This is a genomic window from Bradyrhizobium sp. USDA 3262 (genome assembly GCF_054060035.1).
The window spans coordinates 6,838,979-6,855,888 of sequence record NZ_JBSSCT010000001.1 but is presented as its reverse complement, the minus strand read 5'-3'; the positions used below and the strand labels follow the sequence as shown (position 1 = coordinate 6,855,888).

Genomic DNA, 16,910 nt, shown 5'->3' with positions numbered 1-16,910 from the left:
GGTTATGGTAGCCTTAACCGGTAGCGTTAAGTTGCAGCCGATTTGTCATTCTGGAATTGAAGTCGCTATGTCTCAAGGTGGTGTTTCAGGAATTGCCGATGCTGAAAGACATGCCATGGCTCACCGCGCCGCGCGCCCGATTGTACGTGAGTGGCGTCGCTATTGTGCTGGTGCTGACCCTTGCGAGGTCGCTTTTGCTATTTTACCGCGATGGCGGCTATGGCGCGAATAACTTTCTGCTCGGCTCGGACTTCCTGACGTTCTGGGCGGCCTCGCTTCAGGTCTTGGCCGGGCATCCCGCCGAGGTTTATGTGCCCGAATTGCATCTGCTCGCGGAAGCTCCATACCTTCGAGAGGGCTACGAGGCGTTCTTCTATCCGCCGACGATGTTGCTCTTGTGCGTGCCGCTCGCGCTCGCGCCGTATTTCGTCTCGCTGTTCGTATTCATCAGTGTGACGGCAGCGTCGTTCGCCGCGGTGATCTGGCGTATCTTGCGAACGCCCTGGTGCCTGGTCGCGATCCTCGCCTATGCGCCGGTCTATCTTAATGCCGTGGCAGGGCAGAACGCCTTTCTGACGGCATCGATCCTTGGGTGCGGTCTCAACATCATGGACCGGAGGCCGAAGCTCGCGGGCGCGATCCTCGGGCTGATGGTGATCAAGCCGCATTTGGCGCTGGCCGTGCCGATCGCCCTGATCGTCACAGGTCGCTGGCGCACGCTGATCTGGGCAGGCCTGTCGTCGATTTCGCTCGTCGTGCTGTCCGCGCTGCTGTTCGGCCTGGATACGTGGCGCAACTTCCTCGACGTCTCTCACTCGGCCCGTCAGGCCCTGGAGAACGGCGACGTCGAGTTTTCATTGCTGCAGAGCGTGTACGCGACGGCGCGCCTGCTCGGGGCCGGCGTCAACACGGCCTTTATCATTCACGGCCTCGTGGCGCTGGGCATGACGTGTGTGCTGGTCTGGATGTTGCGTCAGAAGATCAGTGCTGCGACCGAACGCTCGATCATCGTGCTCGCCTGCCTTCTGATTACGCCGTTCTGCCTGTTCTACGACATGCTCATCATGGCGCTGCCGCTGGCCTGGATGCTCCGCGAATGGTTGAAGGTCGGCTTTCCGGCCTGGTCGAAAATGGTGCTTGGCGTGACGTTTCTCGCGCCGATGGTCTTCTACCTACCTGTCCTCTATCAACTGTCGGTCGTGAAGCCGCTGCCTTTTGGTTCTCCGGTCATCATCCTGTTCTGTTGGTTGCTGGTCCGGGAGAGCACGCAGACGCGGCAAGCGGCGCATGGCGAGCGAGAGGTCGCGGCGGTCTGAGTTCGGAGCACCTCACTTTGCGCTAGGTCGCCAATCGCCGCGCCGGCGGCGACAAATCGGCCTCGACCGACGACCTTCCCAAGATCGAAGCCAAGATGCTCACGCCGAAGACGAATTGACGGGGCTGCCGTCAGGTTTTCGGGAGTGGAGACCGGTGCAGATGGACAATCTTCCAATCCGGGCCTTGCTTCGCGATCACGAATGTGACGCGGCCGAGGCTGCTATAAGGCTGGCCATCCTTCATGACCCCGGAGATGGTGTCGAACCCGGCGAGCACCGCCGTCCTCTCGTCGATCAGGAGAGTCTCCGCGCTTTGCAGCGCCACGGTGTTGGGGCGCGAATTGAGGATTGTCGTTTCGAAGTATTTGCGGATTTGCTCCGGCGTCGTCATGACGACCTTGCCGAACGTTCCGATCATGGTCGCTTCCGGGGCATAGAAACTGACGATACCTTCAAGGTCGGCGTCAGCGAAGGCTTTGCTCCAGCGCTCAACGAGCTGCGCTGCGTCCTCCTTCGGATCGGCTTGGGCAATCGAGACACTCATTAAAAGAGCAAGAATTGATAGTGGCTTTCGCATGGGTGATCCTCTCAAAAGAAATTATTGCAGAACAATCGGAAATCGAGTGAGGCAGCAGCGCTGCTTCCGCGTTGCGATAAATCATTATTGCCAATCAACAGGGCGGCTTGGCCGCTTCGATGTCCGTCCGGCCGAGTTCGCCAAGTCGCCCCGATCCGGTGCAATGGACCAGCGGGCACAAGGCTTCCGCAAATCGCCGGCCTGATGGTCACGATCCTTCGCCGACATAGGCGGAGCAGGGCGGCTTGTGGCCCCCTTCTTGTGGCCCCTTGGCGTACATCCGCACCGAACGCCGCCAACGCCATTGCAACAGAGCCATCGCAGACATTGCCAAATTGCTTGATGCGAGTCTAGCATTGGCGTGAGGAAGGCGAGCGCGACTTCGCTGTTTTGGAGCCTTCCGTGATTGCGGTCGCATGGACCGCGGCCTGAGTTGCTTGATTGAATTGCTCATTTGTGCCGGGCAGCGAAGCTGCGCCCGATCAGAGATTGAATTTTTAGTCACCAAGAAATTTCGAGGAAACCAATATGCGTAGCCTGTTCATGATGCTTGTCGTCATCGCCACCACCAATCTGGCATGGGCCCAATCCGACCTGGTCAAACGGGGCGATTACCTCGTCAACGGCATTCTGGCTTGCGGCAATTGCCACACGCCCAAGGGACCGAACGGCGACGTTTCGGAGAAGGCGTTTTCGGGTGGAGGATACTGGGACGAGCCTCCCTTCACGGTGCATGCCGCCAACATCACGCAAGACAAGGAAACAGGCATCGGAAACTGGAGCGATGCCGATATCAAGAAACTGCTGCGAACCGGGCAAACCCCAAAGGGCGTGCATACCGCGATGGTCATGCCGACCAGCTTCTATCACATCCTGACGGAAAATGATCTCGACGCGGTCGTCGCATATTTGCGTACGATCACGCCGGTCCACAACAAGGTGCCCGATCCGATCTACAAGGTGCCTCAAGTCGAGAACGTTCCGCCGGGCGGCGAGAACGCGTTCGCCGAACCGATGATGAGCGACAAGGTGCAGAAGGGATTCTACCTCGTCACGATCGCGCATTGCATGGCGTGCCATACGCCGATTGGACCGAGGGGACGAGAATACAAAAGCAGCCTTGGCGCCGGTGGCGTCAAATTTTCCGGGCCGTGGGGAATCTCGGTTTCACGCAACATCACGCAGAACAAGACCAATGGGATCGGCACCTGGAGCGACGATGAGATCAAACGTGCGATCACCGAAGGTGTCAGCCGCGATGGCAGCCGTCTCGGTCGACCGATGGGATACCACTACTACGCCCGGATCAGTCCCGATGACCTCGATGCCATCGTGGCGTATTTGCGCACGGTACCCGGCAGCGCGGAGTAAGCCTCGTTACAAATCCCGTCCAGTCACAGCCGGGCAGCGGGCTCCTGGCTGACTCCAATTCTGCCAGGATAGCGCGCACCGCTATCTGTGCAGCTAGGCGGCGCTCGGAACAAGCTTCAGCTTCAAACCGAGCGCTTTTGTCGCCTTGTTCAGGGTTTCAATAGTCGGATTGCCGCCGGGCCGGAATGACTTGTAGATCACTTCGCGGCTTAAGCCAGTTTCGCGTGAAAACTGCGATACGCCGCGAGCTCTGGCGATGTCGCCGATAGCTGTCGCGATGAACGAGGGATCGTCCTCTTCCAGCGCCGCTTCGAGATAGGCGATCTGCTGCTCTAGCGTCTTCAGATGATCCTTGATGTCGAACTTGGTCGTCTTGAGCGGCATCTCAAATCTCCTTCACCATCTTCTGGGCCGCCTTGACGTCCTTGCTTTGGGTTCGCTTGTCGCCACCGCAGAGCAGGAGCACGATGGTTTTGCCTCGACGCGTGAAATACACCCGGTAGCCGGGGCCGTAATCGATCCGCATTTCGCTTACGCCTTCGCCCACCGATTTAACATCGCCTGGATTTCCGAGTTCGAGACGCCGGATGCGTGCGCCGATCCGGGCGACCGCTTTCATGTCGGCTAGCGAGTTGAGCCAGTGCGCAAAAGCGTCGGTCTGAACGACCTGGATCATGTGTATTATCATACACGACGCGGTCGATTTGTCAACTATAGTACACAGCCATTCCGTGGCAGCGGCCGGGTCCGAAACAATCCGTTGACGTTAACAGGTCCTTAACGCCGCCCGATCCAAGATCGGGAGGCGTGGGCGAGGGCGCTTCGCGCTTGGTATGGCTGGGGTCCCGAGAAGACGTTTCGAGATGGCGCGAACCGCTGCCGCTGGAACATGGTCGCTAGGCCGCGCCTGGGCGCGGACCGCGCGTCTGTGCCTGCTTGCCACCGCCCTTGCGCTTACAACCCTTACCTGTCGGACTGCGGCGCGGGCCGAAGACGCGGTGCCGGGTGAGGCGACATTCTCTGCCGCGAACGGCTATGCCCGGCTAGTGCTGAAGCTGAAGGAGGATGTCGAGTCGGAGGTCACGACCGCCGGCTCGATCATCGTGATCCGCTTCAAACGCCCGGTCGATATCCCCGTCGAGAAACTGCAGGATGCGGTGCCGGATTATGTCGGCGCCGCGCGCCGCGATCCCGACGGCTCGGCGATCCGCCTGTCGCTGGCGCGTCGCGTCAGCATCAACACCATGACCGCCGGCGAGCGCATCTTCATCGACTTCCTGCCCGACAGCTGGACCGGCCCGCCGCCGTCGCTGCCGCAGGAGGTGATCCGCGAGCTTGCCGAGCGGGCCCGCGCCGCCGAGCGCCTGCTGCGAATGCAGCGCGCCGCCGATGCCGCCAGGAAGAAGCCGCCGGTGCGCGTTCGCGCGCTGGTGCAACCCACCTTCGTCCGCTTCGTGTTCGAGGTGCCCGACGGGGTCAGCGTCTCCTCGGTGCTGAACGAGCAGAAGTTGACGCTGTCCTTCAATTCGGTCCTGACCTTCGACCTTGCCGATGCCAAGGTCGCCGCCCCGCCAAATGTCGCGTCGATCAGCGGGCGCGCCGACACGGACACGTCGGCAGTCGACGTGTCGCTGATTGGCGATGTCGACGTGCATTCGTTCCGCGACGAGAAGAACTACATTGTCGACGTCGCCTTCCAGCAGAACGAGCAGCAGGCGGCAAAGCCCTCGCTGAGCTCATTGTTGCCGACGCCGCGCGCCAAACCCAAAGGCGCCGCGGCGATCGCGCCGGTGACATCGGAAAGCATCGCCCAGCAGGCCAAGATCGAGATCAAGCCCGAACAGTCCAAAACCGAGCCGGCGAAACCCGAACCGGCGAAGTCCGAACCTGCCAAGTCCGAACCGCAGCGCTCCGAGCCGCTCAAACCCGAGCAAGCCACGGGCGAGCAACCGGCGGCCGCGCCCGCCAAAACGGAGCAGCCCCGATCGGAACTGTCCGATCCGGAGCTGCCGAAAATGGCGGCCGCACCTGCGGCCAACGCCGAGAACGCTGCTGCGCCGACCCCGCCGCACGAGGGTGGCGCCGGCTCTGCGGCGGAACAGAACACGGCGCCCGTGACCGACGCGCCGAAGCCGGTGCCCGCTGTCGCCGCCGCCGCGCCGGCGACGGAAGCGCCGAAGGCGGCTGCGGCACCATCGCCGCCTGCCGAGGCCCGTGCCGACGGCAAGCCCGCGGTCGAAGCCCAGCGCGACAGCGACGGCTTGCGCGTGACGTTCTCATTCCCCGGCGCGACGCCGGCGGCGTTGTTCCGCCGCGCCGACACGGTTTGGATGGTGTTTGACACCGCTGAGGCAATCGACGTCGATCCGGTCCGCGCCAAGGCCGGCTCGCTGATATCGGATGTCAGCCGGATCGCGCTGGACAAGGGCCAGGCGGTGCGGTTCCGCCTCAACCGGCCGCAGATGCCGTCGCTCGAAAGCGACGACCGCTCGCGCGGCGTGAGCTGGACGCTGACCTTTGCCGACCGCGTGCAGAAGCCGCCATTGCCGCTCACCGTGGTGCGCAACATCTCGGAGCCCTCGCTCGCCAATGTCAGCGTGCCGCTCGCCAATCCGGGCCAGTTGCACAGACTGATCGATCCCGACGCCGGCGATACGCTCTGGGTGGTGACGGCGCCGCCGCCGACCCGCGGCATCATCAAGCGGCAGGATTTCGTCGAGCTCTCGCTGCTGGAATCGATCCACGGCGTCGTGGTTCATCCGAACGCGGACGACGTCAAGGCCGAGGTCGGCGCCGACAAGGTGATGCTGGGCCGGCCGGGGGGCCTGACGCTGTCATCGGCCGACGTCGCCGCCGAGCGTGCGACCGCGGCGGTGAAGCCGTTGTTCGATCCCGACGAGTGGCGCAAGAACCAGTCGGAGACTTTCCTCAAGCAGCTCGACGGCCTGATTGCGGCGGCCGCGTCGGCCAATGCCGAGCAGCTGCCGCAGGCACGGCTCGATCTCGCCGACTTCTACATGGCGCGCGGCATGTACCAGGAAGCCCATGGTGTCGCCAATCTGATCCTGTCCGAGAGCAAGCGCGGCAGCGAGACGGCGTCGGTGGTGATGGTGCACGCGGTCGCCAGCATCCTGATCGGCCACCCGGCGCAGGGCCTGAAGGATCTCGCCAATCCGGTGATCGGCAACGGCTACGATTCCCAATTGTGGAAGGGGCTCGCCTTCGCCCGCGAGGGCAAATGGGCCGAGGCGCGCGAGAAGTTCAAGAACGCCGAATTCGCGGTGGCGACGCTGCCGCCCGATTTGCAGCGCATCGTCACCATGGACTCGATGAAGGCCTCGCTCGAGGTCAAGGACTATGCCGGCGCCGCGCGGCGCAAGAGCGATCTCGACGTGGTCGGCGTTCCCGGCGAGCTGAAGCCCGCGGTTGCGGTGCTGCGCGGCCGGCTCGCCGAGGCGCTCGGTCAGGAGAAGGATGCGCTCGACGCCTATCGCTTCGCCGCCAATTCGGCCGATCGCCAGGCCGCCGCCGAAGGCAGGTTGCTGGAGACGCTGCTCAAGCAGAAGCGCGGCGAGATCGGCCGCGACGATGTGCTGAAGGAACTCGAACTGTTGTCGATGCTGTGGCGCGGCGACAATATCGAGCTGAAGACGCTGTACGTGCTGTCGAAGATCTACGCCGAGACGGCGCGCTATGCCGACGCCTTCGCGGTGACGCGTGCCGCGACCCGGCTGCAGCCGAACGCGCCGGAATCGCGCCAGGCGCAGGATGCCGCCTCGGCCTTGTTCGTGCAGCTCTACCTCGGCCCCAAGGGCGACGAGATGTCGCCGATCGATGCGCTCGGCACCTTCTACGAATATCGCGAACTGACGCCGATCGGCCGCCGCGGCGACGAGATGATCCGCCGTCTCGCCGACCGCCTGGTCGGCGTCGATCTGCTCGACCAGGCCGCCGACCTCTTGCAATACCAGGTCGACAAGCGGCTCGAAGGCGCGGCCCGCGCCCAGGTCGCGGCGCGACTTGCGATGGTCTATCTGATGAACCGCAAGCCCGACCGCGCCATTGCCGCACTGCGCTCGACGCGGATCGCGGATCTCTCCGGCGAACTGCGTCAGCAGCGTCTGCTGCTCGAGGCGCGCGCGCAGAGCGACGTCGGCCGGCACGATCTCGCGCTCGACATCATCTCGAACATCACCGGCCGCGAGGCAATCCGGCTGCGCTCCGACATCTATTGGGCGTCGCGGCACTGGCGCGAGGCGTCCGAGCAGATCGAGCTCTATTATGGCGACCGCTGGCGCGACTTCGCCCCGCTCAACCCGGGCGAGAAGGCCGACATCATCCGCGCCGTGGTCGGCTACGCACTTGCCGAGGACGCCATCGGGCTGTCCCGGTTCCGCGAGAAATACGCGCCGCTGATGTCCGGCGATACCGACAAGCTCGCCTTCGACTCGGCCAGCAAGCCGGTCGCGACGTCCAGCGCCGAATTCGCCCAGATCGCGCGAATGGCCGCCAGCGTCGACACGCTCGACGGCTTCATCCGCGAGATGAAGACCCGCTTCCCCGACGCCACCGCCCGCGCACCATTGCCCGATCCGGTCGCGACCGGATCGGTGACTGACAAGCCAAAGGCCGAGCCGGTGAGCGCGCTGCCGGCGATCAAGGGCGAGCGCCGCGCCAGCGCGGCGCCGTAGCAGCGCAGGGGCTCACGGCCCGGCAGACACCCACGCGGTGGAAATGATCCCGGTGGCGTCGAGCGCGATCCGCCAATGCGAGGCGCCATTGGCGTGTCGCACACTGTAGACATCCTCGCCCTGCGCGCCGACGCCGAGGAAGCGTGTTGACTCGATCGCGCCGAGATCGGCGAGGAAAGGCTGCAGGTGTGGCAATTGCTCGCGGGTCGCCGCGGCGAGCGCGGGGGTCATGTCCGCATAGTCGGGCTGTCCCGATGCGACCCGCTCGATCAGGCGGCGGAGTGCGGCCTCGGTTCCGGGAGCCGGCGACTGGTTCTTCACACGCTCCGCGGTGCGATCCGCAATCTGCTTCGCGCTTGCAGCGTCGATGCGCGGCATCGGCTTGTCGCCATTTTGATGCAGGATCAGCGACGTCGCCTGACCGTCAGCCGCGATGACAAAGCTGATCTGCGCGTTGACCTCCCTGGCGAAAAACTCGGTCTGGCTCTCCGCAAAGAACGCTACGGCACGCTGCCCGGTGAGCTGTACAGCCAGGTGGTGATCCTCGCGCATCACACTGAGGACGGCCTGCTCGCTGAGCTGGTAGAAGCCGGCATAGCCATCGAGCGCCGCTGTCGCGACTGCGATCTCTTGCCGCACCGCGTCCGGCGGCGATTGCTGAGCGGGAGCCGGCACGTCGGCAGATCCGCCGGCGGCCTGTATTCGCGCCGCCAGCGTGTTCCAGTCGCGCTGGCCGAACAGTTTGGCGATCAGCTCCAGGCTGTCACTGTGGGTGAGGGGGATCGATTTGGCGCCGAGCGCTTCGCGCAGCGTCTGCGCCATGGTCTTGGCATCACGAAAGTCGCGCATGGGATCAACCTTTGCATCGACGAACGGAAGGCGTCAGGGGCTTGCGTTGCTGACCCGTTCGTGCGGGCAAAGGAAGCCTGAAACATGGCTTGATACATTCACCGTCCCCGGGCGGGGTGCAAGCGGCGGGTGGTATCAACCCTGCCAAATGTTCGCCGGGGACGAGCATTTTGTCAATTGCAACTGGTTGTGATCGCACGCGTGCTCTCGACATCCTGCCGTCAAATCGGCAACCATGGCGTCCGTTGCAAAGCGCCGGGAGGACGTCCTTACATGAGCAAGCCGATCAAGACCGAAGCCGAACTCATCGAGATGGCGCGGGCCGAGTTGAAGGCCCATGCCGACTGCCCCGACGGCATCGACATCTCCGTGCTGCGCGACGGCGACAGCTGGGAGTTTCGCGCCAGCGCCAATGACGCCACGGTGGCGAGGCCCGGCTATCCCGAATGCGTCGCGATGCTGGTGCAGATCGGCGACCACCTCAGCAAGCAGTATGACGTGACGGAGTAACGGCGACCGCGAAGCTGGGGGATCGATGGACCGCATCGACGCCATGAAAGTCTTCGTCGCGGCGGTCGACGAGGGTAGCCTTGCCGGTGCCGGCCGGAAGTTGCGGCGCTCGCCGGCGGCGGTCAGCCGGGCGATCGCTTTCCTTGAGCATCATGTCGGCGCCGAGCTGTTACATCGCACGACACGCTCGCTGAAGCTGAGCGATGCCGGCCAGCGCTATGCGGCGGCGTGCCGGCGCATTCTCACCGAGCTCGAGGAAGCCGACATCTCGGCCGGCGGCGAGCGGTCGGTGCCGCGCGGCACGCTGACCGTCACCGCGCCTGTCGTCGTCGGCGAGGACGTGCTGCGGCCGGTGCTCGATGCCTTCATGACGCAATATCCGGCCGTGTCAGTGCGGCTCGTGATGCTCGATCGTACCGTCAATCTGATCGACGAGGGGATCGACGTCGCGCTGCGCATCGCCCATCTCGCCGATTCCAATTTCATCGCGATCAAGCTCGGCGAGGTGCGCCGCGTGGTCGCGGCATCCCCCGGCTATCTCGCGCAGCATCCGCTGATCAGCGAGCCGGCGGACCTGGCGAAGCACCAGATCATCGCGATGACGCATTTCGGGCTCGACTCCTGGAGCTTCCCGCCGGCAGCGAAGTCGAAGATCGCGCGCGCCGTCCAGTTCGCGCCGCGGCTGGTGGTCAACACGGTGCGCGCGGCGGTGGCCTCGGCCAGCGAAGGACACGGCGTCACCCGGCTGTTCTCGTATCACATCGCCGAGGAAATCCGCGACGGGCGGCTGCGGATATTGCTTGCCAAGGACGAGCATCCGCCGTTGCCGGTGTATCTTTTGGCGCCGCAGGGCCGCTTCGACGTGCCCAAGGTGCGGGCCTTCGTCGATTTCGCGACGCCGCGGCTGAAGCGCTATTTCGAGCGGCTGTCGCGCGAGGCCAGCAAGGCTGGCGCGAAAGCCCGATGATGTCGGTCGTTCGCGCCGCGGAAGAGTGTCTGCCGAATAGCGGGCATTCGCGCGGAAAGCGGATGTATCTAGCTTGCTCTCCATCGAAGCGGCGCTGGGTCGCTTCAGCAACAGATGGAGAGAGATCATGGGTGCAGAGCAGAAGGTTGCCATCATCACCGGTGCGTCGCAGGGCCTCGGCGAGGCCATCGTCAAGGGCTATCGCGACCGCAACTGGCGCGTCGTCGCCAATTCCCGCAGCATCAAGCCGTCGACCGACAGCGACGTTCTGACCGTCGCAGGCGACATCGGCGATCCCGAAGTTGCCGACCGCATCGTTAAGCAGGCGCTCGGGCGCTTCGGCCGCATCGACACGCTGGTCAACAACGCCGGCATCTTCCTTGCCAAGCCCTTCACCGACTACACCGACCAGGACTACGCGCAGGTGCTGGCGACCAATCTCAACGGCTTCTTCTACATCACCCGGCGCGCCGCCAGGGAGATGGAGAAGCAGGGATCCGGGCACATCGTGCAGATCACGACCAGCCTCGTCGATCACGCCAACAGCAACGTTCCCTCGGTGCTGGCCTCGCTGACCAAGGGCGGCCTGAACGCCGCCACCAAGTCGCTCGCGATCGAATATGCCGCCAAGGGCATCCGCGTGAACGCGGTCTCGCCCGGTGTGATCAAGACACCGATGCACGCACCCGCGACGCACGACTTCCTCGCCAAGCAGCATCCCGTCGGACGCATGGGTGAAGCCAAGGACATCGTCGACGCCGTGCTGTTCCTGGAAGGCGCGGGGTTCGTCACCGGCGAGATCCTGCATGTCGACGGCGGCCAAAGCGCCGGCCACTGACGAGTGTGATGCGGAGGAGTGCCATGCCTATCGTCACCATCCAGGTCACGCGTGAGGGGACGGCGCCGGGTGCGTCGTCCACCACGCCGGAGCAGAAAGCCGCACTGATCAAGGGCGCCAGCGAGCTGCTGCGCGACGTGCTCGGCAAGCCCATGGAGTCGACCTTCGTCATCATTGAGGAAGTCGACACCGACAATTGGGGCTGGGGCGGGCTGCCCGCGCTCGACTATCGCAAGAAGCTCGCTGCTTCTGCGGCGGCATCTTCCCGCTGACGGCTTTCATCACATCGAACCGAGCACCTCTCCCGATCGGGAGCGGTGCGCCGCGATCGCCGTGAACGATTGCTGCGATCGCAACTAATCATTTTTCACGAACGGCCGGAGCGCCTACTGCGATGTCCATGTCAGCCAATGTCGATCATGACAGGCGCCATCATCACGCCGAGCCGCACCGGGATGCAGGCGGGCCGCTGTGGCTGTCCGCGGCCGCGGGGCTCTGCGCCTCGCTGGTCGGGCTCGGACTGGCGCGCTTCGCGTATACACCGCTGATCCCGGCTTTGATCGCCGCAAAGTGGTTCACGCCGGCGGAAGCGGTCTATCTCGGTGCCGCCAACCTTGCCGGCTATCTCGCCGGCGCGTTGATCGCCCGCGATCTCGGCGCGCGCATCGGCTCGGTGTGGGCGCTGCGCGGCATGATGGTGCTGGCCGCCATCACCTGCTTTGCCTGCGCGGTGCCGATCTCCTTCATCTGGTTCTTCGGTTTTCGCTTTCTCGCCGGCGTCAGCGGCGGCGTGATCATGGTGCTGGCGGCAACGGCAATCCTGCCGCATACCGCACCCAGCAAGCGCGGCTTGATCGGCGGCGTGATCTTCGCCGGCGTTGGCCTCGGCGTTGCTGCGTCCGGCACGCTGGTGCCGCTGTTGCTGCAGCAGGGCGTCAAGCAGGCCTGGTACGGTCTTGGCGTGTTGTCGGCGGTGCTGACACTGATCAGCTGGAAGGCGTGGCCCGCCGAAGCTCCTGCCGCGCGTAATGTGACGGAGCAGCCCGTCGCGTCGCACGGTGTGCGCTCGCCGCTGGTGATCGGGCTGTGCCTGGAATACGGCCTCAACGCGCTGGCGCTGGTGCCGCACATGGTGTTCCTGGTCGATTTCGTCGCGCGCGGGCTCGAGCAGGGGATCGCGGCGGGATCGCATTACTGGGTGCTGTACGGCATCGGCGCCGTGGTCGGACCGTTGCTCACGGGACACCTCGCCGATCGCGCCGGCTTCGCCGCGGCGCTGCGCGCGGCGTTCCTGGTCGAGGCCGTTGCGGTCGCATTGCCCGCCGTGACGAATTCGCCTGCTGCGCTGATCGTGTCGAGCCTGATCGTCGGCGGCTTCACGCCCGGCATCGTGCCGCTGGTGATCGGCCGCATCCACGAGCTGATCCCGCATTCGGCGGCGAGCCAGCGTTCAGCCTGGGCGCAGGCCACCACGACCTTCGCGCTGTTCCAGGCGGCGGGCGCCTACGGCCTGTCGTATCTGTTCGCGCACAGCGGCGGCGACTATGCGCTGCTGTTCCTGATCGGCGCGGCCGGAGTGGCCGCCGCGCTGGCGATTGAATTATTCAGCGTCGTCGGACTGCGGCACAAGTCTACCTAGCCGCGCAGCGCTTTCGTGAGCACCGCGACGAGGTGGTCGACATCGGCCTCGTCGTTGAAAACGTGCGGCGAGATCCGCATCCGGCCAAGCCGCAGCGCGACATGGATGTTCTCCGCGGCGAGCCGCGCGATCAACTCCTTCGGGATGCCACCTGCCATGCCGAGGCTCAGGATGTGCGGCGCGCGCATGCTGCGCGCCGGCACCTCGAGTCCGAGGTCACGCACGCCGTCGGCGATCCGCTCGTTGAGCATCGCGAGCCGCGCGCTGACGGCAGCGGCGCCCCATTCCGCCATCATCTCCATGCCGATCGAGGCCATCTCCAGCGTGATGAAATGATCGCGCTCGCCCATGTCGTAACGCGTGGCGTTGTCGACATAGGCGAGATCGCCGAAATAGACTGGGTTCTCTGAGTTCACGTTGCGGCGGCCGCTGGAGGTCTGCTCCAGCGGCACGCCGTTCTGGTGGCGTTTTGCAATGTAGAGGAAGGCGCGGCCGTAGGGGCCGATCAGCCATTTGTAGGTCGGAAACATCACGGCGTCGGGGTCGAGTCGTGTCACGTCCATCGCCACGACACCCGCGCTCTGCGTCGCGTCGATCACGAACGTCGCGCCATGCTGCCGCAGCGCTGCCTGCACCTTGTCGACGTCGATCATGCCGCCGTCCGACCAGTGCACCGAGGAGATCGAGGCGAGGCCGACCGGCGGCGCGCCCGGCCGCTCGATCGTTCCGAGCACGGCCGATGTCCAGTCGCCGTCGGCGGGCTGGCGCACGGTGTCGACGACAAAACCCTGCGCCTCGGCACGGGCGTGCCATTCCAGCACCGGCGAGGAATGGTCGTTCTCCAGCACGATGACGCGCGTGCCGCGCGGAATGCTCAGCGCCTTCGCCACCGTCGCGACGCCGTAGCTGATCGCGGGGATCAGCGCGACATCGTCGGGTGCGGCATTGATCAGACGGGCCGCCGCGCACCGGGCGCGCTCATGCTGGCGGCTAGCGAAGCCGGGATCGATCGTCCAGGGCTGGCCCTTGCGTCCCACCGCTGCGCGGCCGGCGTCGAGCGTCTTCAGCGGCAGCGGGCTGTAGGACGCCGAGTTCAGGTAGCAGACCTCGCGTGGAATCTCGAACAGATGGCGCTGGGAAGGAAGCATGTCGTCTCGTTGCTGGAATTTGCGAGGGATGGCGTGACGCGGAGGTGTGCGCTCAGCCGTCATACTGGTCCGGCCCCATCGCCCATGGCGCCTGGTCGTAGCCGTTGGCGAAGGTGCGGTTGGTCTGCGCCGGGTTGCGGTTGACCAGCGGCCGCAGATACATCGGGTGGGTGGCGCTGCGCACCTCATGCTCGACGGTGAACAGATGCCGGCCGTCGGCCGGATCGACGATGTCGCAGAAGCGGTACTGGTATTGATTGTCCTCGCGCGAGACCAGATTGCGCTCGCGCAGCCGCTGATAGGGGCCCGAGAAGTCCGTGATGTAGATCTGGATGTGATGGCCGTCGAATTCGCCCGGCGCCGCGTCGCTCTCGCGGAATTGCAGATACTGATCCTTGCCGACTTTTGCGCGCGCGACGACGCCGTCACCGTTCACAACGCTGGCGGGGATGCCCATGATCTCTGGATAGAACCGGCTGATCGCCTCAGCCGTGCCGCGCGGCACCTCGAACTCGACATAGGGCATGCCGAGCGCGATACGCCCGAACCGTTGGGCGTCCGGTTCAAAGCAGCGTAGCCGGTTGCCCCAGGGGCAGGTGGCCTCGACGTGATCGTTGCGCTCGCGATAACTGAACGCGGTGCCTTCGAGCTTGGGCGCGACCGAAGCGAGCCGTTGCAGCAGGGCCTGCCGCCCGCCAATCACGATGCCGGTGTGGCCGCGCAGCACCTGCGGCCGGCCGCTCGGCAGATGAAACTGGCTGCGGCCGGCATTCACCCACATGTTGCTGTCGGAGACCATCAGATAGGGATCGCGGGTCAGCCCGATGCCGGCGACGTAGAACAGCGCGGCGAGGCGCTGGTCGGGTACCTGCACATTGACATGTTCGAGATGGATGGCGTTGCCGAGGTCTTCTGCGGCGCGGTCGAATGGTTGCTGCACGGCGCGGCTCCCTGGATGCGGTGCTGCGCATGATAGTGCAATGGCACGGCCGATCCAGCTGACGGGCCATGAATGTTTCGCAGGGCGCTACCCCCCGTAACTCTGCACCAGGCTGCCGGCGACCAGGGCCCAGCCGTCGACCAGCACGAAGAAGATCAGCTTGAACGGCAGCGAGACCACCACCGGCGGCAGCATCATCATGCCCATCGACATCAGGACCGAGGCGACCACGAGGTCGATGATCAAAAACGGCAGGAACAGCAGGAAGCCGATCTCGAAGGCGCGTTTCAGCTCGGAGATCATGAAGGCCGGCACCAGGATGCGCAGCGACATCTCCTCCGGCGTCGCCGGCGGCGGCTCGCCGGAGAGGTCCATGAACAGCTTCAAATCCTTCTCGCGGACGTTCTTCTGCATGAAGCCCCGCAAGGGGACCGAGGCGCGCTGCAACGCGTCCTCGACGCCGATCTGGTTGGCGACCAGCGGCTTGATGCCGTCGTCATAGGATTTCTGCAGCACCGGGCCCATCACGAAGGCGGTAAGGAACATCGCAAGCGCGATCATCACCGAGTTCGGCGGCGCGGTGGCGGTGCCGAGCGCGGTGCGCAGCAGCGACAGCACGACCACGATCCGCGTGAACGACGTCATCATGATCAGGATCGACGGCGCGATCGACAGCACCGTGAGCAGCGCGATCAGCTGGATCGCGCGCTCGGTCACGCCGCCATTGCCGCCGCCGAGATTGATGCTGATATCCTGCGCCATCGCCGGATCAGCGAGGGATCCGGCGGCGATCAGGACACCGATGAAAAAAACTCTACGCGGGACTGCCCCTGGTCTCACGAAGGATTCTTCGGTCGGCCGAGCAGCGAGGCCATCTCATCCTCGAGATTTTCGAACCCGCTCTTCTGTCCACCGGCGGGCGGGGCGGGCGGCTCGCTGCGCTGCGGGCGCACCGGCGGCGCATCGGGCGCAACCGGCGGCGCAACGGTCTCGCCGGCGCCGGTCGGGCGGCGCAGCGCCGCTTCGAGCCGTTGCGCCATCTCGGCGAGATTGGCGTCAGCGTTCGATGGAGGCGGCGCAGCCGAAGGCGCCTGCGTCGCAGTCGGCGGCGGTGCCTGGGGAGGCGGTGGCGGCGGCGTCACGGCGCGCTCGGTTGTGCGCAGCGGCGGCGGCGCCTTCGGCGGCTCGGCGGCGCGCGGCGGACGCGGGACCACCGGCTCGGAGCGCGGCGGCAGGCGTGGCGGCATCGGATCGGGCCGCGGCTCGCCGCGTTCGGGCGTAAAGCCGGCGAGCGGATCGCTGCGACGCTCGGCGAGCGGCGGCGGGGGCCGGCGCAGCTCGTCGGCGAAGGAGGGCCGCGCCTGACGCGGCGGCAGCTCCGGCTCGGGAAGCTCGAAATTGTCGGAGCGGGCGGCTTCGCTCTCGTTCCAGGCCGCATCCGGAAGCGGCGCCACGCGCGGCGGCGCGGCATCGGCTGCGACCGCGGGGCGGGTCGACATTTGATCGCGCGCGGGCATCGCGCGGACGATATTCGGCTCGACAACGATATCGGTGGGGCCGCCGATCATCAGGAGATGCTCGATGTTGTCGCGGCGGACCAGCACCAGGCGGCGCCGCCCGTCGACGGCGGCAGCGTCGATCACCGCCAGGCGCGGCATGCGTCCTCGGTTGGCGTTGGCCCCGAGGCGGTTTCCGGCGAAGCGGCGGACGAGCCATGCGGTCACGCCAATCAGCGCCAGCACGACAACGAATGCCAAGACGAATGTAATGACCTGCATATTGGAGTCCCCGGCCATCTTGGCCTTCCTCAGCTTTCGCCATCAACGGGCGCGGATTGATAGGTACGGTTTGCGCAGCGAATCGCGCCCGAGATTCGCCTTATTTCTTAATTCCCAGCGGCTTGCAGCCCACTGTTCTATTAATAAACCAAGAATCGCTTGTCCCAAAACGACTTCTCAGTGCCCCACACTGTCTTGGTTTGTGCTGGTTAACGCAGCATTCGTGGCGAAAATGCGCTCGCGGGCTGCAGTTGCGGCGTTCTCCACGGATCCGTCCGGCATTTTA

The 16,910-nt window shown here is 65.1% G+C and carries 16 protein-coding genes; 8 read left to right on the top strand and 8 right to left on the bottom strand.

All coding sequences use genetic code 11. The features are described from left to right. Positions 1-98: 98 nt before the first annotated feature. Positions 99-1,316, top strand: coding sequence for a glycosyltransferase family 87 protein (locus ACVWYP_RS32470; RefSeq protein WP_304496136.1), 1,218 nt, complete (start codon positions 99-101; stop codon positions 1,314-1,316). Between the two features lie 130 nt (positions 1,317-1,446). On the opposite strand, the gene ACVWYP_RS32465 is transcribed toward ACVWYP_RS32470, so the two are convergent. Then, the gene (locus tag ACVWYP_RS32465; RefSeq protein ID WP_304496135.1) at positions 1,447-1,893 is read right to left on the bottom strand and encodes an SgcJ/EcaC family oxidoreductase; all 447 of its coding nucleotides are present in this window, start codon (positions 1,891-1,893) and stop codon (positions 1,447-1,449) included. Positions 1,894-2,421: 528 nt separating this feature from the next. Here ACVWYP_RS32465 and ACVWYP_RS32460 point away from each other — a divergent pair. Continuing rightward, positions 2,422-3,264 carry a c-type cytochrome gene (locus ACVWYP_RS32460; protein ID WP_304496134.1) on the top strand — a complete coding sequence of 281 codons (843 nt, stop codon included), beginning with the start codon at positions 2,422-2,424 and terminating at the stop codon, positions 3,262-3,264. Positions 3,265-3,357: 93 nt separating this feature from the next. Here ACVWYP_RS32460 and ACVWYP_RS32455 read toward each other — a convergent pair whose 3' ends face one another. Further along, positions 3,358-3,648 carry an addiction module antidote protein gene (locus ACVWYP_RS32455; protein ID WP_028339801.1) on the bottom strand — a complete coding sequence of 97 codons (291 nt, stop codon included), beginning with the start codon at positions 3,646-3,648 and terminating at the stop codon, positions 3,358-3,360. 1 nt (position 3,649) lies between these two features. Then, positions 3,650-3,940, bottom strand: a complete 291-nt coding sequence (locus tag ACVWYP_RS32450) for a type II toxin-antitoxin system RelE/ParE family toxin (protein WP_028339802.1) — start codon at positions 3,938-3,940, stop codon at positions 3,650-3,652. Between the two features lie 187 nt (positions 3,941-4,127). Here ACVWYP_RS32450 and ACVWYP_RS32445 point away from each other — a divergent pair, with 187 nt between their 5' ends. Next, positions 4,128-7,955, top strand: coding sequence for a tetratricopeptide repeat protein (locus ACVWYP_RS32445; protein WP_304496133.1), 3,828 nt, complete (start codon positions 4,128-4,130; stop codon positions 7,953-7,955). A gap of 12 nt (positions 7,956-7,967) precedes the next feature. On the opposite strand, the gene ACVWYP_RS32440 is transcribed toward ACVWYP_RS32445, so the two are convergent. Then, on the bottom strand, positions 7,968-8,804 hold the full coding sequence (locus tag ACVWYP_RS32440; RefSeq protein WP_304496132.1) for a glyoxalase superfamily protein: 837 nt from the start codon (positions 8,802-8,804) through the stop codon (positions 7,968-7,970). A 273-nt stretch (positions 8,805-9,077) separates the two neighbouring features. Here ACVWYP_RS32440 and ACVWYP_RS32435 point away from each other — a divergent pair, with 273 nt between their 5' ends. From ACVWYP_RS32435 to ACVWYP_RS32415, 5 genes are all read left to right on the top strand, one after another. Next, positions 9,078-9,314 (top strand): hypothetical protein, encoded by a 237-nt coding sequence (locus ACVWYP_RS32435; RefSeq protein ID WP_304496131.1) that lies wholly within the window; start codon positions 9,078-9,080, stop codon positions 9,312-9,314. A gap of 25 nt (positions 9,315-9,339) precedes the next feature. Beyond that, on the top strand, positions 9,340-10,281 hold the full coding sequence (locus ACVWYP_RS32430; protein ID WP_304496130.1) for a LysR family transcriptional regulator: 942 nt from the start codon (positions 9,340-9,342) through the stop codon (positions 10,279-10,281). A gap of 127 nt (positions 10,282-10,408) precedes the next feature. Further along, complete coding sequence (locus tag ACVWYP_RS32425; RefSeq protein ID WP_028339807.1) at positions 10,409-11,119, top strand: SDR family NAD(P)-dependent oxidoreductase; 711 nt, start codon at positions 10,409-10,411, stop codon at positions 11,117-11,119. Between the two features lie 23 nt (positions 11,120-11,142). Continuing rightward, positions 11,143-11,391, top strand: coding sequence for a tautomerase family protein (locus ACVWYP_RS32420; protein ID WP_137480105.1), 249 nt, complete (start codon positions 11,143-11,145; stop codon positions 11,389-11,391). A 122-nt stretch (positions 11,392-11,513) separates the two neighbouring features. Next, positions 11,514-12,758: a YbfB/YjiJ family MFS transporter gene (locus ACVWYP_RS32415; protein WP_304496129.1), complete on the top strand. Its 1,245-nt coding sequence runs from the start codon at positions 11,514-11,516 to the stop codon at positions 12,756-12,758. On the opposite strand, the gene ACVWYP_RS32410 is transcribed toward ACVWYP_RS32415, so the two are convergent. The 4 genes from ACVWYP_RS32410 to ACVWYP_RS32395 all read right to left on the bottom strand — a co-directional run bounded on the left by ACVWYP_RS32410 (position 12,755) and on the right by ACVWYP_RS32395 (position 16,624). After that, positions 12,755-13,906 carry an aminotransferase class V-fold PLP-dependent enzyme gene (locus ACVWYP_RS32410; RefSeq protein WP_304496128.1) on the bottom strand — a complete coding sequence of 384 codons (1,152 nt, stop codon included), beginning with the start codon at positions 13,904-13,906 and terminating at the stop codon, positions 12,755-12,757. The two genes, ACVWYP_RS32415 and ACVWYP_RS32410, sit on opposite strands and share 4 nt — an antisense overlap. A 52-nt stretch (positions 13,907-13,958) precedes the next feature. Next, a complete protein-coding gene (locus tag ACVWYP_RS32405; RefSeq protein WP_304496127.1) occupies positions 13,959-14,846 on the bottom strand; it encodes a hypothetical protein in 888 nt (295 codons plus the stop codon). A gap of 87 nt (positions 14,847-14,933) precedes the next feature. Continuing rightward, positions 14,934-15,686 (bottom strand): flagellar type III secretion system pore protein FliP, encoded by a 753-nt coding sequence (gene fliP / locus ACVWYP_RS32400; RefSeq protein ID WP_304496126.1) that lies wholly within the window; start codon positions 15,684-15,686, stop codon positions 14,934-14,936. Next, positions 15,683-16,624 carry a flagellar biosynthetic protein FliO gene (locus ACVWYP_RS32395; RefSeq protein ID WP_304496125.1) on the bottom strand — a complete coding sequence of 314 codons (942 nt, stop codon included), beginning with the start codon at positions 16,622-16,624 and terminating at the stop codon, positions 15,683-15,685. The genes fliP and ACVWYP_RS32395 overlap by 4 nt, the downstream gene beginning before the upstream one ends. Positions 16,625-16,910 lie beyond the last annotated feature (286 nt).